The 21,868-nt window shown below is 32.0% G+C and carries 19 protein-coding genes and 1 other RNA gene; 17 read left to right on the top strand and 3 right to left on the bottom strand.

The features are described 5' to 3' along the window. From ACQRC6_RS08920 to ACQRC6_RS08910, 3 genes are all read left to right on the top strand, one after another. Positions 1 to 1,332: copper amine oxidase N-terminal domain-containing protein (locus tag ACQRC6_RS08920; RefSeq protein WP_427848608.1), on the top strand; the 1,332-nt coding region annotated here is incomplete at its 5' end. A 358-nt stretch (positions 1,333 to 1,690) separates the two neighbouring features. Continuing rightward, positions 1,691 to 5,116, top strand: a complete 3,426-nt coding sequence (locus ACQRC6_RS08915; protein ID WP_427848607.1) for a pyruvate carboxylase — start codon at positions 1,691 to 1,693, stop codon at positions 5,114 to 5,116. A 66-nt stretch (positions 5,117 to 5,182) separates the two neighbouring features. Then, entirely contained in the window at positions 5,183 to 5,488 is a 306-nt protein-coding gene (locus ACQRC6_RS08910) for a PspC domain-containing protein (protein ID WP_427848606.1), read from the top strand. A gap of 59 nt (positions 5,489 to 5,547) precedes the next feature. Here the strand turns inward: ACQRC6_RS08910 and ACQRC6_RS08905 are convergent, their stop codons facing one another. Continuing rightward, positions 5,548 to 5,688 (bottom strand): hypothetical protein, encoded by a 141-nt coding sequence (locus tag ACQRC6_RS08905; protein WP_427848605.1) that lies wholly within the window; start codon positions 5,686 to 5,688, stop codon positions 5,548 to 5,550. 32 nt (positions 5,689 to 5,720) lie between these two features. Between ACQRC6_RS08905 and recD2 the strand changes: the two genes are divergently transcribed. Together recD2 and ACQRC6_RS08895 are read left to right on the top strand one after the other, a co-directional pair. Continuing rightward, a complete protein-coding gene (gene recD2, locus ACQRC6_RS08900) occupies positions 5,721 to 7,904 on the top strand; it encodes an SF1B family DNA helicase RecD2 (protein ID WP_427848604.1) in 2,184 nt (727 codons plus the stop codon). Continuing rightward, positions 7,885 to 8,487, top strand: a complete 603-nt coding sequence (locus tag ACQRC6_RS08895; RefSeq protein WP_427848603.1) for a ComF family protein — start codon at positions 7,885 to 7,887, stop codon at positions 8,485 to 8,487. The genes recD2 and ACQRC6_RS08895 overlap by 20 nt, the downstream gene beginning before the upstream one ends. On the opposite strand, the gene ACQRC6_RS08890 is transcribed toward ACQRC6_RS08895, so the two are convergent. Beyond that, on the bottom strand, positions 8,484 to 9,407 hold the full coding sequence (locus ACQRC6_RS08890; RefSeq protein ID WP_427848602.1) for a YihY/virulence factor BrkB family protein: 924 nt from the start codon (positions 9,405 to 9,407) through the stop codon (positions 8,484 to 8,486). The genes ACQRC6_RS08895 and ACQRC6_RS08890 overlap by 4 nt on opposite strands. An 82-nt stretch (positions 9,408 to 9,489) precedes the next feature. Between ACQRC6_RS08890 and ACQRC6_RS08885 the strand changes: the two genes are divergently transcribed. The 4 genes from ACQRC6_RS08885 to ACQRC6_RS08870 all read left to right on the top strand — a co-directional run bounded on the left by ACQRC6_RS08885 (position 9,490) and on the right by ACQRC6_RS08870 (position 15,198). After that, positions 9,490 to 10,182 (top strand): response regulator transcription factor, encoded by a 693-nt coding sequence (locus tag ACQRC6_RS08885; RefSeq protein ID WP_427848601.1) that lies wholly within the window; start codon positions 9,490 to 9,492, stop codon positions 10,180 to 10,182. After that, positions 10,182 to 11,399, top strand: a complete 1,218-nt coding sequence (locus ACQRC6_RS08880) for a sensor histidine kinase (RefSeq protein ID WP_427848600.1) — start codon at positions 10,182 to 10,184, stop codon at positions 11,397 to 11,399. Before ACQRC6_RS08885 ends, ACQRC6_RS08880 begins: the two co-directional genes overlap by 1 nt. 122 nt (positions 11,400 to 11,521) lie before the next feature. Beyond that, positions 11,522 to 13,594 carry a glutamine synthetase III gene (locus ACQRC6_RS08875; protein ID WP_427848599.1) on the top strand — a complete coding sequence of 691 codons (2,073 nt, stop codon included), beginning with the start codon at positions 11,522 to 11,524 and terminating at the stop codon, positions 13,592 to 13,594. An 8-nt stretch (positions 13,595 to 13,602) separates the two neighbouring features. Continuing rightward, complete coding sequence (locus ACQRC6_RS08870; protein ID WP_427848598.1) at positions 13,603 to 15,198, top strand: CTP synthase; 1,596 nt, start codon at positions 13,603 to 13,605, stop codon at positions 15,196 to 15,198. A gap of 85 nt (positions 15,199 to 15,283) precedes the next feature. Here ACQRC6_RS08870 and ACQRC6_RS08865 read toward each other — a convergent pair whose 3' ends face one another. Beyond that, a complete protein-coding gene (locus ACQRC6_RS08865) occupies positions 15,284 to 16,084 on the bottom strand; it encodes an NAD(+)/NADH kinase (RefSeq protein ID WP_427848597.1) in 801 nt (266 codons plus the stop codon). A gap of 75 nt (positions 16,085 to 16,159) precedes the next feature. On the opposite strand from ACQRC6_RS08865, the gene ACQRC6_RS08860 reads away from it, so the two are divergent. From ACQRC6_RS08860 to ACQRC6_RS08825, 8 genes are all read left to right on the top strand, one after another. Next, the gene (locus ACQRC6_RS08860) at positions 16,160 to 17,044 is read left to right on the top strand and encodes an RluA family pseudouridine synthase (protein WP_427848596.1); all 885 of its coding nucleotides are present in this window, start codon (positions 16,160 to 16,162) and stop codon (positions 17,042 to 17,044) included. A 34-nt stretch (positions 17,045 to 17,078) separates the two neighbouring features. Beyond that, positions 17,079 to 17,262: non-coding RNA, 6S RNA (gene ssrS, locus ACQRC6_RS08855), on the top strand. Between the two features lie 116 nt (positions 17,263 to 17,378). Then, positions 17,379 to 17,939, top strand: coding sequence for a YtxH domain-containing protein (locus tag ACQRC6_RS08850; protein ID WP_427848595.1), 561 nt, complete (start codon positions 17,379 to 17,381; stop codon positions 17,937 to 17,939). A 15-nt stretch (positions 17,940 to 17,954) separates the two neighbouring features. After that, the gene (locus tag ACQRC6_RS08845; protein WP_427848594.1) at positions 17,955 to 18,449 is read left to right on the top strand and encodes a hypothetical protein; all 495 of its coding nucleotides are present in this window, start codon (positions 17,955 to 17,957) and stop codon (positions 18,447 to 18,449) included. A gap of 95 nt (positions 18,450 to 18,544) precedes the next feature. Next, the gene (locus ACQRC6_RS08840; RefSeq protein ID WP_427848593.1) at positions 18,545 to 19,438 is read left to right on the top strand and encodes a diacylglycerol/lipid kinase family protein; all 894 of its coding nucleotides are present in this window, start codon (positions 18,545 to 18,547) and stop codon (positions 19,436 to 19,438) included. Positions 19,439 to 19,448: 10 nt separating this feature from the next. Next, positions 19,449 to 20,462 carry a LacI family DNA-binding transcriptional regulator gene (locus ACQRC6_RS08835; RefSeq protein ID WP_427848592.1) on the top strand — a complete coding sequence of 338 codons (1,014 nt, stop codon included), beginning with the start codon at positions 19,449 to 19,451 and terminating at the stop codon, positions 20,460 to 20,462. Continuing rightward, a complete protein-coding gene (locus ACQRC6_RS08830) occupies positions 20,455 to 20,976 on the top strand; it encodes a LuxR C-terminal-related transcriptional regulator (protein ID WP_427848591.1) in 522 nt (173 codons plus the stop codon). Before ACQRC6_RS08835 ends, ACQRC6_RS08830 begins: the two co-directional genes overlap by 8 nt. Before the next feature lie 87 nt (positions 20,977 to 21,063). Next, the gene (locus ACQRC6_RS08825; protein ID WP_427848590.1) at positions 21,064 to 21,852 is read left to right on the top strand and encodes a putative ABC transporter permease; all 789 of its coding nucleotides are present in this window, start codon (positions 21,064 to 21,066) and stop codon (positions 21,850 to 21,852) included. Positions 21,853 to 21,868 lie beyond the last annotated feature (16 nt).

Below are 21,868 nucleotides of genomic sequence, written 5' to 3'. Positions count from 1 at the left end.
GATAACGAAAAAGTAACAAAAGAAATCCCAGCAAAAGCTATCTACAAAGATAAAACAAAAGAATTTAAAGAATGGGATAGCACAGTTCCAACAGAAGGCGAAGTAGTATCACAAGAATTTGATGCAATATACAAAGCAAAAGCATTGCCACCAGTAACACCAGTGGATCCAGAAATAGTAGGACCAGTAAATTCAAGTGTAAAACCAAATCCAGATCCAAATAAATACTGGACAGTAAAATTCGAAACAGCAGACGCAAGCAAGGGAACAGTAGCAGAAGCAAATACAGTATATGTATTAAAGACAGCAAACAAAACATTAGCAGATATTACAGCACCAGCTACAACACCAGCAAAGGGATACGAATTTGAAAAGTGGACACCAGCATTAGATAGCAAGACAGCAATAGACAAAGACATAACAGTAAATGCAAACTTCAAAGAAAAAGCTGGAACGAAACCAGTAACACCAGGAACAAAACCAGTAACACCTGGTACAACACCTAGCACAAGTCTTGATGACGAGATAGATGTTACTAATAAAAAATCTGTCCTTCCAATTAACGAAGATCAAGGTACAGGCGTAATTATTAAGAACACTGACAATATAAAAGTTGTTGGAAAAGATGAAGATCGCAAGAATATTCCAAGTGTAATAAATGGAAAAGGTGAAATTGTTGTTAATCCAGGCAGCAATGTTGACGGACCAATTATCATAACAGTTACTGATACAAAAACAAAAGAGTCTGAAGACATTGTTATTAGCGTAATAGGACACACATCTGGAAGAGATGATAACTCAGATGAATATTGGTATACACCGTGGTTGCCAAGACATTCAGATTCAACATCAACAACAAAAGTAACAACAAACACAACAAAAAAACCAAGTATAATAAATGCAGCTAATAAATCTAATTCAACAAAATTAGAAGTAAGATTAGTAATTGGTCCTAAGACAATGAGAAAATCAATAGACGGTGTAGAAGAAAATATAAATATTGACGTTGCACCATTTATTGAAAAAGGCAGAACAATGTTGCCAATTAGATTTGTAGCAGAAGCCTTAGGATTTAATGTTCAATGGGATAATGAAAACAGAACAGTAATCCTAATAGACAAAGAAAATGTAGTAAAAATACCAGTAGATACAAAGGAAATAATAGTAAATGGAAAAGTTTACGAAAGTGATGTAAAACCAGTCATAAAAAACGACAGAACAATGTTACCAATAGCAAATATAGCTAGAGCATTGGGATTAAAAGATGGCAAGGATATCATCTGGAATGGAACTACAAAAGAAGTTGTCATAACAAGAGAAATTGCTAAATAATATTAGCGACAATTAAAAAGGGAACTGAGCTTAATGCTTGGTTCCTTTTTGCATATAATGGTAATTTTGTTGCTTGAGAGTAAAATCCATAATAGATAAAAAGGACATTTAATAATGGATGCAAATTTTTTATTTTATCACTATAAAGGCGATGAGTTTTCAAAAATTATTTTAAGCAAATTAATTTTAAACTCTTTTAGTTTTGGAGTAGATAATAATTTAGATACGAAAATTCAAAATAAAAAATTGAACTTTGGATACTTATTGCAAGTTTAGAGGAAATTAAGATTTTTATTTGCTGATTCTACACTTTAGTCTATATTTGATGTATAATATGTAAAACTAAAGGGAGGATATTATGAAGAAGTTCAAAAGAATTTTAGTAGCAAATCGTGGCGAAATTGCAATTAGAATATTTAGAGCGGCTAGAGAAATGGGGATTCGCTCAGTTGCAATATATTCTGAAGAAGATAAGCTTGCACTTTTTAGGACTAAGGCTGATGAATCTTATCTCATTGGAAAGGGAAAGTCACCTCTTGATGCCTATCTTGACATCGACGAGATAATTAGTCTTGCAAAGAAAAAGGGTGTAGATGCAATTCACCCTGGATATGGATTTTTGTCTGAAAATCCTGAATTTGCTAGAAAATGTGAAGAAGAAGGAATTACTTTTATTGGTCCAAGTTCAGAAGTAATGGAAAAACTTGGAGACAAGATAACTTCAAAAATTGTGGCAAAGGAAGCTGGAGTTGCAACTATTCCCGGTATTGAAAGACCAATAAAAAATGAGGAAGAGGCAATTTTATTTGCAAAATCTTGCGGATATCCTGTAATGATAAAAGCTGCTGCTGGTGGTGGCGGTAGAGGAATGAGAATTGCTGAAAGTGAAGATGAACTTTTGGAAAAATTTGAATCTGCAAAGGATGAGGCAAAAAAAGCTTTTGGCGACGATTCGATGTTCATAGAAAAATATCTTCACAAGCCAAAACATATTGAAGTACAAATTTTAGGCGATGAATATGGAAATATTGTTCACTTATATGAAAGAGACTGCTCAATTCAAAGACGTCATCAAAAAGTAATTGAGTATACTCCAGCTTTTTCGCTACCAAAAGCACTTAGAGAGGAAATTTGTGAAGATGCCTTAAAAATTGCTAGATCAATTGGTTATTCTAATGCAGGAACTGTGGAATTTTTAGTGGATTCAAAGGGCGATCACTTCTTCATCGAAGTCAACCCAAGAGTTCAAGTTGAACATACAGTTACAGAAATGTGTACTGACATCGACATTGTGCAGTCACAAATTTTAATAGCCATGGGATACAGGCTTGACAGCGAAGAAATTGGAATAAAAGGTCAAGATTCAATTGAACACAGAGGTTTTTCTATTCAATGTCGTGTTACAACAGAAGATCCACTAAATAATTTTATGCCAGACACGGGACAAATTAACTTATATAGATCATCATCTGGATTTGGAGTAAGACTTGACGGTGGCAACGGGTTCACTGGTGCAGTCATCTCTCCTTATTACGATTCACTTCTTGTAAAAGTCATTACTGAAGCAAGAACTTGGAAGGATACAATTAGAAAGGCAAAGAGATCTTTATCTGAGTTAAAAGTTGGCGGAGTAAAGACAAATATTGGATTTTTGTTAAATGTTTTAAATACAAAAGAATTTCAAGAAGGAATTTGTGACACAGGTTTTATCGAAGAGCATCCAGAACTTTTTGAAATAAAATCTTCAAAGGACAAGGAACTAAGGCTTATGAAGATTATTGGCGAAAGAGTTGTAAATGACAGCAAAACTTTGGAAAAGAACTTTGATGTGCCACAAGTGCCAGAATTTGAAAAGAAAAATTTTGAAGGTTACAAGCAACTTTTTGACAAGCTTGGTGGAGAAAAATTAAAGGAACATATTTTAAGTGAGAAAAAACTTCTTTTAACTGATACAACTATGCGTGATGCTCATCAATCACTTATGGCGACTAGAATGAGGACTATTGACCTTGTGAAGATTGCTGAGGCATTAAACTACAATATGGACAAATTATTTTCTGTGGAAATGTGGGGTGGAGCAACTTTTGACGTTGCGTACAGATTTTTACACGAAGATCCATGGGAAAGATTAAAAATCCTACGTGAAAAAATGCCAAATATGCTTTTACAAATGCTAATTCGTGGCAATAATACTGTTGGCTACAAAAATTATCCTGACAATGTAGTAGTTAAATTTATAAAGCAATCTTCAAAAAATGGAATTGATTTATTTAGAATTTTTGATTCTCTTAACTGGCTACCAGGTATGCAACTTTCTATTGACGAAGTTCTTAAAAATGAAAAAATCGTAGAAGCAACTATGTGCTATACAGGCGATATCTTAGATGAATATAGAGATAAGTATTCTATAAAATATTATGTGGACTTTGCAAAGAAGCTTGAAAAAACTGGAGCACATATAATTGGCATAAAGGATATGTCTGGACTACTAAAGCCTTATGCAGCTAAGAAATTAATAAAAAATTTAAAGGAAGAAATTGGATTGCCAATTCATCTTCACACTCACGACACTACTGGCAATGGCGTTGCAACAATTTTGCAAGCAACTGAAGCTGGTGTCGACATCGTGGACACAGCAGTAAACTCAATGAGTGGACTTACTTCACAGCCTGCTCTAAATTCTGTTGTAGCTGCTCTTAAAAACACTGACAGAGACACAGAAATTGATTTGGACAAAGCTGAAGATATTTCAAAATATTGGGCAGCAGTAAGACCTGTTTATGCAAATTTTGAATCTGATTTAAAATCTGGAACTACAGAAATTTATAAATATGAAATTCCTGGTGGACAATATTCAAACTTAAAACCACAAGTTGAAAGTTTTGGACTTGGTCATAAATTTAAAGATGTAAAGGAAATGTATAAGCGTGTAAATGAAATGGTAGGCGATATTGTAAAGGTTACTCCTTCATCAAAAATGGTTGGCGATTTTGCAATTTTCATGGTACAAAATGACCTTACTCCAGAAAATATTTTGGAAAAGGGCAAGAACCTAGACTATCCAGATTCTGTCATGACTTATTTTAGAGGAATGATGGGGCAACCTTATGGTGGTTTTCCAGAAAAATTACAAAAGATGATATTAAAAGGAGAAAAACCAATTACAGTTCGTCCTGGCGAACTTTTGGAAGATGAAGACTTTGATAAAATCAAAAAGCATTTAGAAGAAAAGGGAATAGAGCCAAGTGAGGAAGATTTAATTTCTTCTGCACTTTATCCAAAAGTATTTGACGATTACATCGACTATATAAAAGAAAATGGCGAAGTTACAAAGATTGGTTCAGATGTATTTTTCCATGGACTAATGGAGGGCGAAAGTACAGAAATTTCCATTGAAGAAGGCAAAACTTTAATCGTAACATTAATTGAAGTTGGAAAACTTTTGGACAATGGTACAAGAAATTTAACTTTTGAAATAAATGGCTCAAGAAGAACTATTAACATCAAGGATGAAACTGTTAAGGACAAAGAAAATTTTGGAGAAGAAAAAATTTATGCCGATCCAAAAAATGAAAAGGAAGTTGGTTCTTCTATTCCAGGTAAAATTGTAAAAGTCTTGGTAAAAGAAGGCGATGAAATTAAAAAGGGCGACAAATTATTTATCGCAGAAGCCATGAAGATGGAAACAAATATTGTTGCTAATATCGACGGGAAAGTAGCCAATGTTTTTGTAAGAGAAGGCGATATGGTAGAAAGTGGAGAGTTGCTCTTGTCCTTTGAATAAAATATTTCTTCTTGGGTAAAATACTAAACAGAATTAATTTATTTAATGCCACAAAGGAAGTGTAAAATGAAGAGACTTTATAGATCTAGAGATGATGCGATGTTCGCAGGAGTGTGCGGTGGCATAGCAAAATATTTGGGTATTGACTCAACGATAGTAAGAATTGTTACCTTTTTATTTATTGTGCCAGGCGGGCTTAGTATTTGGGTTTACATTGCTCTTGCAATTATTATTCCGCTAGAACCTCGTGAAAATGTAATTGACGAAAGTTATGGAGAAAAATTCAGCGAACCAAAGACAGATTCATATGAAGAAAGTTACAGAAATATATATGAGGAACAAAAGAAAAAATCTGATGAAGATTTTTATTAAGAGAGACCTTTAGGAGAGACCTTCGGGTCTCTTTTTCTTTTTGCAAAATACTATTGGTTTTATTTTAAAAAGTTTTTATAATAGCATATTACATTAAATTCTTTACTAACATCTGTATTAACATCTGTAATAACATCAACATAAAAATCTGTATTAACATCTGTATAAATATCTGTATTTATTTCTGTATTTAATTGCAAATTATTGATACAATAATCACGAGGTGTTTTAATTGATTACTCTTGAAGGAATTGTGGAGAGAATTATTTTTAGAAATGAAGAAAATGGATACACTGTTGCAAAAATTAATTCAACAGATGGAGATCTTGTAATAGTTGGCTCTGCTACTATTTTAAAAACAAATTTAAAATATAAATTCACGGGAGATTTTACATATCACAACAAATACGGAGAGCAGTTTGCCTTTATAGATATGGAAGAAATTATGCCAGAAGGCGAAGCTGCAATAATAAGTTATCTTTCAAGCTCAATGATACCTCATGTCGGTGAAAAAATGGCAGAGCGAATCGTAAATAAATTTAAGGATGAAACTTTGGATGTAATTGAAAAAAATCCAGAAAGACTTTTATCTGTGGAGGGCATTGGCAAGAAAAAATATAAGGACATAAAGGAAGCGTTAGACAGACAATATGCAATGCGCAAAATTTTTCTCTATTTTTCTAAGTATAACTTGCCGGCATCTATAATTTTAAAAATTTACAAGGAATATGGCGACGAGTCCATAGAAATTGTTATGAGAAATCCCTACGATTTAATTGGAAGAGTGAGGGGCATTGGATTTAAAAAGGCTGATGAAATTGCAGAGAGTATTGGTGTAAAAAAGGATTCTGATTTTAGGAAGATTGCGGGGTTAAAGTATGCTCTCATGCTTGCAAATAGAGATGGACACACTTATTTGCCCTTAGACAAATTAATTAGAGCTTCAGAAAATATTTTAGGTTTAAAGTTTGAAAATACAGACGAAATTGCAAAGACATTAACTCTTGAGAAAAACTTTTTCGTGGAAAGAGATGGCGAAAATTACAACTGTTATATTGCGAGATATCTTGCCGCAGAAAATTATGTTGCGGGAAAATTAAAGGACTTAAATATTTCCTTTGAAGAAGAAATTGACATAGATAAAAAAATTATTGAGACAGAGAGGTTTAGAGAAATTGAACTTTCGAAGACGCAAAGAAAGGCCGTTAAAGAGGCTATAAATAGAGGAGTTTTTGTAATAACTGGTGGGCCTGGAACAGGCAAGACCACGACTCTAAAAGTGTTAATCGACATCTTTGAATCCATGGGCAAAGTCATTAAACTTGCAGCTCCAACGGGACGTGCAGCAAAGAGAATGAAGGAACAGACAGGACGAGATGCTTTTACTATTCACAAGCTACTTGAAATTGGATTTGCAGGAGACATAGGATTTTCAAATATTGAAGAGCTTGAGTGCGATGTGCTAATCCTCGATGAAGTGTCCATGGTTGATATTATTTTAATGGAAACTTTGTTAAAATCAATTGAGAGTCCCACTAGACTTATTTTAGTTGGCGACAAGGATCAACTTCCATCTGTGGGTGCAGGAAATGTTTTAGCGGATATTTTAAAATCTGGCATAATTGAATCTGTGAACTTAGAGGAAATTTTTAGACAATCAGAACAATCCATGATAGTAAAAAATGCCCACTTAATAAATAAGGGAGAGATGCCAATTTTAAATGAGGGCGACTTTTTTATGATTTCTGAAAGAGGAGAGATGAAGGGTCTGGAAATTATTAAAGACCTAGTAAAGACTAGGCTTCCCAACTATTTTAATGTAAGTGAAGCAGATGTGCAGGTGTTAACTCCAACTAAAAAGGGAAATCACGGCACAATTAACTTAAATAAAGTGCTTCAAGACCACTTAAATAATAGCGAAGAATTTATAGAAATTCTCGGGAAAAAATTCAAGGTTGGCGACAGAGTTCTTCAGACAAAAAATAATTATGAACTTGAGACAAGAGTGGAAAATGAGTTTTATCAAGATATACAAAAAGGCGTTTTTAATGGCGACTTAGGCTATATTTCGAAAATTGACAAGGAAAACAAAAAAGTAACAGTAATTTTTGACGATGTGAGAAGCGTGGAATATAATTCTGACAATTTAGATGAATTGGCACTTGCCTATGCCATGACTATTCACAAATCTCAGGGGAGTGAGTTTCCAGTAGTTGTAATTCCTCTTTATCGAGCGGCACCAATGCTACTTACGAGGAATTTAATTTACACGGCAATTACTAGAGCGTCAAAGGCGGTTGTCCTTGTGGGCATGAGTGAATATTTAGTAAAAATGATTGAAAACAATAAAACTGTGAAGAGATATTCCAATTTGGCAAAAAAATTGAGGAGACAAAATGAAATTATTGGAAAATAATTGTCCTATTTGTGGGAAAATTGTAAATAATTATGGACTTTGCAGTGATTGTTTTGATTTAATCAATAAAGACCCAGTATTTTATTATAATATTGATGGTTTAGAGGATTTAATTGTATCTTCAACTTATTCTGGAATAATGAGGAAGCTTATAATTGACTTTAAGTTCAATGGAAAGCTGGCATATGGAGAAATTATTTCTGAAATTATGATAGAAAAGCTTTTGGAGAAAAATTTAAGTAGTGAAGTCTTGACTTATGTACCTATGTATAAATATAAGGAAAGAGAAAGGGGCTATAATCAATCTAAAATATTGGCGGAAGATGTTGCAAAAAAGTTAGATTTAAAATGTGAGGATGTCTTCGAGAAAGCAATAGATACAAAATTTCAAGTTGGTTTAAAAAAACATGAACGTGAAGAAAATTTAAAAGATTCCTTTAAAGTTATAAAAATTCCAGAAGAAATTATTATTGTAGATGACGTAATCACTACGGGTACTACAATAAGGGAACTTACAAAAATCGCCAAGGATTCAGGCGTAAAAAAAGTGACTGCACTTATTGCAGCCACAGAAATTGCTTAGTTATTAAAATTTTTAAATATGGAATCATGTCTTGGCCAATGATTTAAAGATTTAAAGTTTTTCATTGAGTAGAGGGTAGAATTTATCTCTGCGCCAATTAATATAATTATGGAAAGCAAATATAGCCAAACCAAAAATATAATGATACCGCCAAGGGAGCCGTAGGTTATGGAGTATTTACCAAAGTTTGTTACATAAAAACCAAATACAATGGAGGCTATTATTACACCAATTGTAGAAAAAATTGCACCTGGAAGGACACCCTTAAAGGTAACCATATTTTCACTGCTCTTAGATGGTGAAAACTTATATAATAGGACAAAGGTAATTAACATATATAAAATAGGTATTGCGTTTTTTGCTATTCGCCACATTTTGTCAAAAAATTCATTTTTAATGCCGAGATAATTTGTAACATTTACATAAATAATCTCGCCAAAGATTTGAGTAAATATCAAAAGAAAAAACATTGTAATAAGTGCTATTGTAAAAAATAGTGCAAGGAGTCTTAGTTTAATAAAACCTCTTTTTTCAGCAAAGCCATAGGATAAATTTATAATATTTATTAGCTTAAAAACTGCAGTGGACGCAGTGAAAAGACCTACTACAAAGGAAATTGTGAAAAAAGATCCTGAAGATGAATTTTGAATTTCAATTAAAAAATTTGACACAATATTTTGTATGTCAGTTGGCAAAACTTTTATCAGTGAAAAAATATAATCTGGATTTAATATTCCTGAAAAATTAATTGCGTTAATCAGGGAAATTAAAAATGGAAAAATTGATAAAACCAAAAAATATGAGAGACTTCCTCCATAGGAAAAAGTGTCGTGATTTATTATTCTGTATATTAATTTGTCAAAGAAAGTAAAGACTTTATTGTCTTTAACTTTATCTATGTAATTATTTAAGAATTTCATAAAACACCTCTTATGTATTATATATTAATTTTTTTGTGATAACAATTCATTACATGATAAAATAGAGTAAAGGATGATGATTATGGATTACAACATATTAGTTTGCGACGATGAGAGAGATATCTTAAATGCAATAGAAATTTATTTAAAGGCAGAGGGCTACACAGTTTTTACTGCTGAAGATGGAGCAACAGCTCTTGAAATCGTAGAAAAAAATGAAATACACCTTGCTATAATAGACATAATGATGCCAGTGATGGATGGCATTACACTTATTATGAAAATGCGTGAGATTACAAATATTCCAATTATTGTGCTTTCAGCTAAAAGTGAAGTTACAGATAAAATTGTTGGCTTAAATGTAGGTGCAGATGATTATATAACTAAACCTTTTAATGCAGTGGAACTTACTGCAAGGGTAAATTCTCTCATAAGGAGATATTTTTCTCTTGGTGCATCAGATATAAAGACGGGAGATTTAAAAATTGGCAGAGTTAGCATTTCTGACGAGTTTAAGGAAGTTAGAGTGGAAGACGAGGTTGTAAGCTTAACTCCCTATGAGTACAAAATTTTATATCTCTTGGTAAAAAATCCTGGAAGAGTTTTTTCTTCCAATGAAATTTATGAAAGAGTTTGGGAAGATGAAGCAATTGATGTCAGAAAAATTATTTCAGTACATATTTCTCATCTTCGCGACAAGGTGGAGATAAACCCAAGAAAACCGGATTTAATTAAATCAGTGTATGGCATGGGATATAAAATTGAGGCAAAGTGATGTTTTCTGATATAAGAGAATATATTAAGGATATTTTTATAAATATTTCAGATAATTTTTTTGTGGAAAATATTTTTGCATCTTGTGTAATTATTTTTGAACTTTTTAACATAAACAAGCACTTCATTATATCTTGGGTTGTTACACTTTTAATTATAATTTTAAAAATTAAGAGGAAAAAACTTGTAGACACTTGTTTCACATACAATCTTTTTAAATATAGGCATTTTAAAAATTTTAGGCTCTTTGGAACCTTAAATGTGACATTATTTATTCTATATATTTTATTTTATAGTCTTTTAACAAAGGGAATAGTCCTTTTAAATGTTCTTCTCTTTATGATCCTTAGAGCAATTTTTACTGTGGAAATTCAGTTTGCACAAAATACCTTATCCATTGAACTAGTGGAGTCAATACTCTATGGATATGATTTTGTAATTCCAGAACCTTTTGAAAATGAATATTTGGAAAAAATCACGGTTTTAATGGAAGATTTTAAAAAGAGGGATAGAAAGAGATTGGAAGAAAACTTTAGGTCTGAGAAATTAAAGGTGGAACTCATAACAAATATTTCTCACGACTTGAAGACGCCTCTTACTTCAATAATAAATTATGCAGATCTTTTGTCCAAGAAAGATGAATTTGATGACGAAGCTAGAAAATTTGTGAGCGTATTAAAGAGAAATTCAACAAGACTTAAGGATTTAATTGTTGATTTAATTTTTGCTTCAAAAACTAGCACGAGGAATGTTTCTGTAGAAAGGTCTTTAGTGGAACTTAATGAAATGATTTTGCAAATTTACGGAGACTATGACTCCCTTTTTAAGCAGAATGACTTAGATTTTTTGTACAATTCCACAAGTGATGAAATTTTAATTTATACAGATGTCAATTTATTTGCAAGAATTATTGAAAATCTTTTGTCAAATGCTGCGAAATATTCAAGACAGGGCACAAAGGTACTTGCAGGTGTAATCGAAAGACAGTCCACTGTTGAATTTTATATAAAAAATATTATTGGCGAAAAATTAAATAGGAATAGCGACGAACTTTTTGAAGAACTTTTAAAGGCAGATAGGTCGAGACATTCTGAAGGGTCGGGGCTTGGTTTAAATATAGTAAAAAATCTTTCTGAAATACTTGGAGGAGATGTAAAAATTTCAATTCACGGTCAGTGGTTTGATGTTCATCTACTACTTTTAAAGGATTCAGAGTGATTATATTTTATTGACAAAGAATAGTTTTTGAAATAAAATAAAAAGAAACCACAGGTTTTTCATAATGGCAATTTTAATTAATTGCCATTTTTTTATTTTCAGGACTTTTATGGGAGGAAACTATGATTGAAAAATTCGGTATAAAAAGTTTTAACAAGAAAAAGATGAAGGACTCGCTACCATATCCAATTTATTTAAAGTGGAAGGACGCACTTAGAAATGAAAAGGACTTAGATAGAGAGACTGCAGATGCTATTGCACACGCAATGAAGGACTGGGCTCTTGCAAATGGCGCAACTCACTTTGCTCATTGGTTTTTGCCATTAAGTGGGCACACTGCAAAAAAACACGAGGCATTTATTTCTAGAACTTCTGACGGTGAACCAATAAATAGATTTTCTGGAAAGGAACTTGTCAAGGGAGAACCTGATGCATCTTCTTTCCCAAGTGGAGGAATGAGGTCTACCTTTGAAGCAAGGGGATATACTTATTGGGACCTTACTGCAAATTCTTTTATAATTGGAAATGTACTCTATATTCCAACTATTTTTATGTCATACAAGGGCGAAAAATTAGACAAGAGAGGACCTCTCATTGATTCTACAAAGATTTTAAGCAATGAAGGCGTAAAAATTGTAAATTTATTTCACAAAGATGAGTATGCCTATAGGATGAGAGTGAAAGTTGGTCTTGAACAAGAATTTTTCTTAGTGGATAAAGAAATTTATAATAAGAGAAGTGACCTAAAAAATATTGGAAGAACTATTGTTGGAGCTCCTTCTCCAAAGGGACAAGAATTATCCGATCACTATTTTGGTCAAATTCCCGCTAGAGTTGAAAAATTTTATAAGGATGTGGACGAAAAACTTTATGACCTTGGAATTTATTCTGAAGCAGAGCACAATGAAGTTGCACCTAATCAATTTGAAATGGCAATTTTATTTGAAAATGTAAATGTTGCAATTGACGATAACCAACTTCTTATGAATATTTTAAAAGAAACTGCCTTAGAAAATAATTTAGTGTGCCTTTTCCACGAAAAGCCTTTTGCCACTGTAAATGGTTCTGGAAAACACAATAATTATTCCATTGTTACAAATTATGGATTAAATGTATTTGAACCAGGTGAAGACCCTTATAATAATAATATTTTCCTATTATTTGTGGCAGCGCTTATAGAAGCAATTGATAAATATCAAAGCCTTTTAAGGGTGAGTGCTTCCTCAACTTCTAATGATTTTAGGCTTGGTGCAGATGAAGCTCCTCCTGCCATAGTTTCACTATTTTTGGGAAGTGATTTAGAAGAACTTTTTAGAGACATAAAAGAAGAAATTGAATATAAAAAAGAAAATAAAAATATTTTTAGTGGCTATAATCTTTTAAGTGTTCCAAAGGATTCTAGCGATAGAAATAGAACTGCTGCTGTTGCCTTTACTGGAAATAAATTTGAATTTAGAATGCTTGGATCATCAAAGACTGGTTCCGATTTGAATATTGCATTAAATTGTGCCATTGCTGATTCCTTGTCAAAAATCTATGAAAAACTTGAACCCTATAAAGATGATTACAATAAATTAAGAGAAGCTGTCCTTAAGACTATAAAGGAAATTATGGAAGAGCACGACAGAGTTATTTGTGATGGAGACAATTATTCTGATGAGTGGAGAGAAGAGGCAAAGAGAAGAGGACTTGCTAATCACAAGACTTATTTTGATGCCTTAGTAGCCTTAAAGGATTTTGATTTTACAGATATTTTCTTAAAAAGAGAAATTTACACAGAAAAAGAAATAAAGGCAAGCTACGAAGTAAACATAGAAGAAGTTGTGATTTATCATACTTTAGAGGCTAAGACTATGATGTCCATGATTGAAAAAGACATTGTCCCAATGGGTATTGCCGAGTTAAAAGGTTTGTCAGAAGTTTTGAAATTTAAAAACAATGAAATGCTTTCTGATAAGTATGATAAAATAGATAAGATGATTACAAAGTTAATTAAATGTGAAAAGGAAATAGAAACTTTGCTTTCACATTCAAAGGAAATAGATGACATCTACAAAAAGGCGGAGTATGTTGAAAGAAATATTGCAACAAAACTTCTTGCCACGAGAAAAGTTGCAGACGAAATGGAAAAATTGATTTCAAGGAAAAATATTACGCTGCCATCTTATGAAGATATCTTTAATTCACTAAGCTAGGAGGAATTATGACTAAATTTATATTTGTTACAGGTGGGGTTGTTTCAGGAATTGGCAAGGGGATTTCTGCTGCAAGCATTGGAAGACTTTTAAAAGACAGAGGACTTTCGGTATTTATGCAAAAGTTCGACCCTTATCTAAATGTTGATCCGGGAACTATGAGTCCCTATCAACATGGAGAAGTTTTCGTAACTAAGGATGGTGCGGAAACTGACCTAGACCTTGGACATTACGAAAGATTTATTGATGAAGAGCTAACTAAGGGTGCGTCAATTACAACTGGTAAAGTTTATTCGACAGTTATTGAAAAGGAAAGACGTGGCGATTATGACGGAGCAACTGTTCAAGTAATTCCACACATAACAAATGAAATTAAAAATGCAGTATATAAAGCGGCAAAGGAATCAAAGGCTGATATTGTAATTACAGAAATTGGTGGGACTGTTGGCGATATTGAATCCCTTCCATTTTTAGAAGCGATAAGACAAATTCACTCTGAAAATAATAAGTCCGATGTTTTATTTGTCCACGCAGTTCTTGTTCCGAATATTCCGGGTTCAGATGAGCTTAAAACTAAACCGACACAACATTCTTTCAAGGAACTTATGAGTAATGGAATAAAAACAGATGTAATAATTGTAAGATCAAATGGCATTGTTACAAAAGATCTTAGAGAGAAAATCTCACTATTTTGTGATGTTCCGGTGGAAGCAGTCATTCAATCAACTAATGTAGATTTAATTTATGAAGTTCCCCTAGTTTTCCACGAACAGCATCTAGATGATTACATTTTAAAGGAACTTGAACTTGAAGACAGACCAGCGTCAAAGGGCAAGTGGAAAGAAATGGTCGACAGATTTAAAGATGTCAAGGGGGAAGTTAAAATTGGACTTGTAGGAAAATATGTAAGTCTTCACGATGCCTATTTGTCTGTTATCCAAGCGCTAACTGATGCAGGTTGTGAAAATGGATATAAAGTAAATATCAAGTGGATTAATTCTGAAGAAATTGAAAAAGATGCAAGTATATTAGAAGGACTTGATGGAATAATCGTGCCAGGAGGTTTTGGTTCTCGTGGAACTGAAGGAATGATCATGGCAAGCAAGTATGCTCGTGAAAACAATGTGCCATATTTTGGAATTTGCTATGGAATGCAAATTGCATTAATAGATATTGCAAGAAATAAATTGGGGCTTAAGGACGCAAACTCAACAGAAATAAATCCAGAGACGAATTATCCTATAATCGATTTATTGGAAAATCAAAAAGATGTAAAAAATGTTGGTGGAACATTAAGGCTTGGAAATTATGATTGCACAATAGAAAAAGGTACTTTAGTTTATGAACTCTATGGAGAAGAAAAAATAAAAGAAAGACATAGACATAGATATGAATTTAACAACGATTTTAGAGGAAAAATCAGATCAGCTGGCGTAGTTTTCTCAGGTATAAACGAAGACAAAGACCTTGTAGAAATTATTGAACTTAAGGACAATGACTTCTTTGTAGCTTGTCAATTCCATCCAGAATTCAAATCAAGACCTACAAAAATCCATCCATTATTTAATGGATTTGTAAAAGCAGCTATAAAGCATAAAAATTAATGAAAATCTCATCCATACTAATATGTGGGTGAGATTTTTTTGCGGAAAATTTTAAATAAAAAAGTCCAAGATTTCTCTTGGAATTTTATAGAAACTTGTCCTTTAAATTATCCCAATAGGAATTATTTGAAAAGACGAGTTTTTTTATTGTTTTATTTGAAAGCCTAATGTTTACTCTGTGTAGATTGTTGAAGAAATATTCTGAACCGTCAACTAAAAGTAAGTTTGAGTCCTTGTATCTTTTTTCTACAACTAGAGAAATTGTGTGAGCTCCTGGAACTATTACAGAAGACCCAAGAGAACGGTAGGCAGCAGAGTTAACTGGAGATATTGGTGTCATTTGAAGCACGTGTAGGCTTGGATATACAATAGCTCCTCCGCTAGAAAAGTTATAGGCAGTTGAACCCGATGGTGTGGAAACTAGTACGCCATCTCCAGAAAATTTTTCAACGTGATTTCTATCGATAAAAACATTCATGTGAATAGTTTTTGAGTGAGCTGCTTTTAGTACGACTTCATTAATTGAATAAAATTTATAAACTTTATTTTTTGTGTAAATGTCTGAACGAATTAATTTTATGTCATCTACTTTATAATTGCCATTTTTATAGTCTTTTACAAATTTTTCAATTTCGTCGGGCTTTATCTCTTGATAAAATCCAAGATGACCTGTGTTTATTCCCACAAAGGGCATCTCGGGAAAATCATTTTTGTGGATTGCCTTTATAAAAGAACCATCGCCACCAATGCAAATGGAAAGCAGGGCATTTTTTTTAAAACCATTAAATGGTTCGTAGCCATATCTTGTTAAAACATTGTGCAAATTTGTGGCAGTTTTTTTAGATTCAAAATTTGCATTTGTAAGTATATTTATAATTTTTGACAAGGTTAAACCCCCTTGATTTTTTTCTTTATTATTTATATTATAAACGAATAAAGTTCCCTTGACTAGAGGTGTAAAATGTATAGATTAAATTCAAAGAATTTTTTAAATTTTAGAGCAACTAAAGAAATTAAGATAAATGAATACTTAAAGGAGTGTGGAGTATCTTCACGCTTGATTAGAAAATCCGTTAATCGTGGAAATATTTATTTAAATGGGAAAAATGTTAAAACAAATAAAAAATTAAAATTAAAGGATATAGTTTCTCTTAGATTTGAAGATGAAGAACCAAATGGAAAAATTGAAAATAAAAACCTGGATATTTTATACGAAGATGAGGATTTGATTTTAATAAATAAGGAACCCTTTATGGTAACTCACACTGCAAAGGACGACACTGACGGGACACTTCTCAATTATCTTTGTGGATATTTTAAAGATAATAATATTAGGAGGAAGGTTAGATTTATAAATAGGCTTGATAGAGATACGTCGGGTATAGTTGTTGTTTCGAAAAATTCCTTTGCTCAAGATAAAATTTCTAGCGAATTTAAAGATAGCGTTGAGAAAAAATATTTGGCGATTTGCCAGGGGATTTTCGAAGAAAAAGAGGGAGTAATTGACGCACCTATTGCCAAAAGTGAAGACAATATTAAGCGTGAAGTAAATTATGTAATTGGCAAAAAGTCTATTACTTCTTATAAAGTTCTCGAAGAGTACAAAAATATGAGTCTTGTAATGTTAACGCTACACACGGGAAGGACTCATCAGATAAGAGTGCATTTAAGTTACATAGCTCATCCAATACTTGGCGACAGCCTTTATGGCAAAGATTCAGAACTTATAAATAGGCAGGCGCTTCACTCCTATTCTTTGAAATTTAAAATTCCGAGAAATAATAGGGAAATAGAAGTATTTGCAAAGGTTCCCAAGGATTTTCATTTTTTTCCTGCTCTTTATTGAAAAAGTAATTTCATTGAGTTATAATTTAATTAGGTAAATTCTGCGATGTGCGAAATAATCCCTTTTAATTCAACCGACAAATAGAACACGGGAGACTGTGTATCAGTGAGATATGACAAGCCGTCTTTGAGCGGAAGTCAGAAGACACTATCAAGTTTTTGACCCACCATGAAAATGGGCGGGGTGAATTAATTGGGTAACGGCATTGCGGTTTTTACTATTTATTTATAATTTATTAATTTTGAGGATAGTTTAATTAACTTAAAATAAAATTTGATTGACTTTAAATAAAAGGGGTAAAAAGTTAGTAAATTAATGAATGAGGAGAGTTATTATGGGACTATTTGATTATTTAGAAGAAAAACGCAATGAAGCAGCTAGAAAAAGAAGATTAAAAGAAATTTCTAAAATTAGTACAGGTATTGCACTTGGAGCTATTGGCGGAATTTTATTTGCACCACAAGCAGGTAAGAAGACTCGTGAAGATATTGCAAATAAATCCAAAGAAGCAGCAAACCAAGCCCTAAATGCAGCTAATGATGCAAAAGATACTATTGAATTTAAGGCATATCAAGCTGGAGAACAAGCTAGAAAAACTTATAATGATTTAAGAGATAGGGCAGTTCTTAAGAAAAATGAATTTGATGAGGATGTTGAAGTAGCAAAGGCAAAGGCAAAAGCAATTGGCGAAGTCGTTAAAGCTGGCGCAGAAGACCTAAAGAAAGATGTAAAAAACACTACTGAAGAAGTTAAGGATACTGCTGAAAAAGTTAAAGACGATTTAAAAGATGGTGCAAATGACATAAAGAGAGAAGTTAAGAAGTCTTCCGAAAATATAAAAGGAACTGTTGAAGAAACAAAAGATAAGGCAGAAAGAGAATTTAATAGAAATTAAGATAGGAGGCATAAAATGTTAGATCAAGCATTTACAATAGGTGGCCTACTTAGTTTCTTATTATATGTAGCTGGTATAGCTGCACTTGTTGCATTATTTTTAGTGCTAATAAATGTTTTTAAAGTTTTAAAAAATGTCAGTGAAATTGTTGAAAGAAATCAAGATGAGATTGATCACACTATAAAGACACTTCCTTCAATAATGGATAATGCCAAGGACATTTCTACAAATTTAAATTCAATTTCAACTGATGCGACAAATTTAGTAAATGATGTAAAGCCAGAAATTGAAAAAGTTGTAGCTACAGTTGGTTCAGTTTCAGATACTGTTAATGGAATTACAAGGAAGGTCGATGATACATCTCTAAAGGTATCAAACACTGTGATGAATGTATCAGATGCTATTTCTGATACAGCAAAAACTATTTCACTTAGTTCAAATAACGCCATCGACTATTTTTATATTATAAAAGAAGTTGCAAAGACACTTAAAGAAGTCTTTTTAAAATGATCTAGAAGACGGAGTTATTGCTTCGTCTTCTTTTATTTTTAAATCACTATCCAAATTATTTTAGTGTAAGGATTTTTACACATAAAAGGAGAAAAATGAAAAGAGTTAAGATAATTGCAAATCCTAATTCGGGAAGAGGTGCAGCTCTTGGCAAAATTTTAGAATTAGTTGAGCTAATGAGCCACGATAGATATGAAATTGAATTATTATTTACTCATGAGGAAGGTGATGGCAAGAACTTTGCCGCAAATTATAGTGGTGAAGATTTTGTGATATGTAGTGGTGGAGATGGAACAGTAAATGAAGTTGTAAATGGAATATATCTTTCAAAAAGAGACACTCCTCTTGCAATTTTACAAAGTGGAACTGTAAATGACTTTGCCAATGCACAGGGACTTCCAACTTCGCCTTTTAAATTTTATCATATGATAAAAAATTATAATGTTAAAACTATTGACCTTGGACTTGCTGGCGATAGAGCCTTTATAAATGTAGCTGCAGGTGGGATGTTAACTGAAATTGCCTACACTGTTACCGCTGAAAAAAAAGCAAGCCTTGGCAATATGGCATATTATCTTGAAGGTGCCAGAGAACTTTTAGAAAAGAGAATTTTTAAATATCAAAAATCAATTAATTTAAAAGTTAAAAGTAAAGAACTATCAGGAAATGTAGATGCACTTTTATTTTTAATAACCAATTCAACCTCAGTTGGTGGATTTAAAAAGATGGCTCCCTTTGCTGATGTTTCTGATGGATATTTAGACGTTTTAATTTTCAAGAGTATAAAAATTTCTGATGTACCTGAACTTTTTGCATCCTTAGTAGGAGGAAAGCACTTAGATAACAATAAAGTAATTTACTTAAAGACAAAGAATATAAGAATAGAATCAACTGACGATGTTACAATAGACGTTGATGGAGAAAAAACTTCAACATTGCCAATGGATTTCAAAGTGTTGGAGAATAGATTAAAAATAATAGTACCATAAGGAGGAGAATATGGCATCTACAATTAAAGACGTAGCAAAAATGGCAGATGTTTCCATTTCAACAGTATCAAGGGTAATTAATGACTCAAAACCCGTTAGCCCAGAGGCTAGAAGAAGAGTTTTGCACGCCATTGATGTTTTGGATTACAAACCAAACGAAGTGGCTAGAAGTTTAGTTACAAAAAAATCTAACTTAATAGGTGTAATTGTAGAAGACATTGGATCTAATTTCATTTCACAAATTTTAAGGGGAGTGGAAGAAGTTGGAAGAATGTATAAGTATGACATACTTTTATCAAGTTCCTATGGCGATGCTGAATCTGAAATGAAGTTCGCAAACCTATTGGCACAAAAGCAAGTTGAAGGCATAATTGTAATTTCAAATATTCACAATCCAAAGCTTGAGTACAAATTGGAAGAAAGCAAAATTCCTTATGTCATCATTAGCAATTTCTACGATATAGAAAAATTCTCTGCAACAATAGATTACGAAAAGGCAAGCTATGATATGGTAAACTTTTTAATCGCAAAGGGACATAAAAATATTGCATCTCTTGGAATTAGAAAAGATTATGATAGGACCTTTGAAAAGAAAAAAGTCGAAGGTTACAATAGAGCTATGGAAGAACATGGCTTAAAGAAAATAAACTTATTTGTAGAAGGGCTTCAGTCAAGTGACGTTGAAGATGAAGAAGAAAAAATTATTGAGACAGTAAAAAAAGAAAAGATTACAGCTTTCTTCACATCCTATGACACAATTGCAATTCACCTAATGAATTTACTTTTAGATAATAATTATAAGACGCCAAAGGATATTTCTGTGACGGGATTTGGAGGATCTTACATCTCAGATATATATAGACCAAAACTTACTACTGTAAAAATACCTTATTATGATATTGGAGCAGTTTCAATTAGAAAAATTTTAAAGAAAATAGCAAAAGAAGATAGCGACTTTTCAGAAAACGTAGTGCTTCCATCTGAAATTCTTGAAAGAGAAAGCGTAAAAGACTTAAATGACTAAAATCGCTATTGAATCAAATTGTGAAATTATAAAAAGAGGACTTCAAATTATTTTAAGGGATTATGAAGTCCTTGATTATTATGAAGGGATAAGTGAAGTTTTTGACCTTTTAGTTTTCGAAAATGAAGACTTAGCTAAAAGAGGGGAACTTAAAATTAGGATAGTAGATGAAAAAGACTTTCCTATTAACATTGATTATTCCATAATAAGTATAAAGACAAGTGAAAAAGAAATACTCAAAGCAGTGGAAGAAACTTTAAAAGGACATAATTATATAGAAAAAAGCCTTGATGAATTTAAAGAATACAGAAATAAAAAAATTAAAAATATAGAATCACTTACAAGACGCGAAAAATATTTATTAGAAGAAATCCTAAAAGGTAAAACTAATAAGGATATTTCTAAGGAAATTTATATTAGTGATAAAACTATAAAAAATAATCTCACTGGACTTTACAAAAAATTAAAAGTCAGTGGAAGAAGAGAGATTTTAAGAAAATATAACGAAATTTAATAAAAGTATTATAGTATGTTAGCAAAGCGACATATTATTTTTAATTAGAAAAGAGGAAAAGTGGAAAATTATTTTTTATTGTACCTAATGTATTACTTTATTTATGCCTTTGTGGGTTGGGTTGTTGAAGTTAGTTATCACGCAGTAACAGTTGGAAAATTTATTAATAGAGGTTTTTTATCAGGACCTTATTGCCCAATTTATGGTTTCGGCGCTATATCAGTAATACATTTTTTGACAGACATAGCAGAAAAAAATAAAATTGTGCTTTTCTTGGGTTCAATGCTAATTGCAACATTAATAGAACTTGTAACAGGTTTTTTGCTTGAGAAAATATTCCACGAAAGATGGTGGGACTATTCAGACAGAAAACTAAATATAGGAGGTTATATTTGTCTTGAATTTTCAGTGATTTGGGGAATGTTTTGCTTTTTATTGTACGAAGCAGTTCATCCAGTTATAAAAAATTTAGTGAACTTAATACCTCTTGTCGTGCTAATATATTTAGATATAGGATTAGTGATAATAATGGCAATAGATTTAATAGCCACAGTTAATACTATTATAGGACTAAATAAAAAAATGAAAACCATAGATAAAATTAGCAAAGACATAAGAAAAGTATCAGACATGATAGGAATGAGAGTTTATGACAAAACTGTAGAAATCGAAAATAGACAGGATAGCTTAAAAAAGAAAACAGAAATGGTAGAAATAGAAAATAGAATAAAAGAAATAAGAGAAAAGAAAAAAGTATTTGGAGAAAAGAGATTATTAAAAGCTTACCCTAATTTAAGAAAAAGAATAGAAAATACTCAAAAAAATCTTGAAGAGTTAAGACAAAAGATAAGAGATCAATACAGTGATGCCAATTAAAAAACATTAAAAATTC

Source organism: Peptoniphilus sp. SGI.035 (assembly GCF_050315115.1).
Classification (GTDB): Bacteria; Bacillota; Clostridia; order Tissierellales; family Peptoniphilaceae; genus Peptoniphilus_A.
This window is presented reverse-complemented; position numbering and strand designations above follow the sequence as displayed.

Coding starts and splice junctions, on each gene's coding strand:
- ACQRC6_RS08830 (WP_427848591.1), top strand. CDS start 20,455: ATGACTAAAATCGCTATTGAATCAAATTGTGAAATTATAAAAAGAGGA.
- ACQRC6_RS08885 (WP_427848601.1), top strand. CDS start 9,490: ATGGATTACAACATATTAGTTTGCGACGATGAGAGAGATATCTTAAAT.
- ACQRC6_RS08860 (WP_427848596.1), top strand. CDS start 16,160: ATGTATAGATTAAATTCAAAGAATTTTTTAAATTTTAGAGCAACTAAA.
- ACQRC6_RS08890 (WP_427848602.1), bottom strand. CDS start 9,407: ATGAAATTCTTAAATAATTACATAGATAAAGTTAAAGACAATAAAGTC.
- ACQRC6_RS08840 (WP_427848593.1), top strand. CDS start 18,545: ATGAAAAGAGTTAAGATAATTGCAAATCCTAATTCGGGAAGAGGTGCA.
- ACQRC6_RS08895 (WP_427848603.1), top strand. CDS start 7,885: ATGAAATTATTGGAAAATAATTGTCCTATTTGTGGGAAAATTGTAAAT.
- ACQRC6_RS08910 (WP_427848606.1), top strand. CDS start 5,183: ATGAAGAGACTTTATAGATCTAGAGATGATGCGATGTTCGCAGGAGTG.
- ACQRC6_RS08880 (WP_427848600.1), top strand. CDS start 10,182: ATGTTTTCTGATATAAGAGAATATATTAAGGATATTTTTATAAATATT.
- ACQRC6_RS08875 (WP_427848599.1), top strand. CDS start 11,522: ATGATTGAAAAATTCGGTATAAAAAGTTTTAACAAGAAAAAGATGAAG.
- ACQRC6_RS08850 (WP_427848595.1), top strand. CDS start 17,379: ATGGGACTATTTGATTATTTAGAAGAAAAACGCAATGAAGCAGCTAGA.
- ACQRC6_RS08825 (WP_427848590.1), top strand. CDS start 21,064: ATGTATTACTTTATTTATGCCTTTGTGGGTTGGGTTGTTGAAGTTAGT.
- ACQRC6_RS08835 (WP_427848592.1), top strand. CDS start 19,449: ATGGCATCTACAATTAAAGACGTAGCAAAAATGGCAGATGTTTCCATT.
- ACQRC6_RS08845 (WP_427848594.1), top strand. CDS start 17,955: ATGTTAGATCAAGCATTTACAATAGGTGGCCTACTTAGTTTCTTATTA.
- ACQRC6_RS08870 (WP_427848598.1), top strand. CDS start 13,603: ATGACTAAATTTATATTTGTTACAGGTGGGGTTGTTTCAGGAATTGGC.
- ACQRC6_RS08915 (WP_427848607.1), top strand. CDS start 1,691: ATGAAGAAGTTCAAAAGAATTTTAGTAGCAAATCGTGGCGAAATTGCA.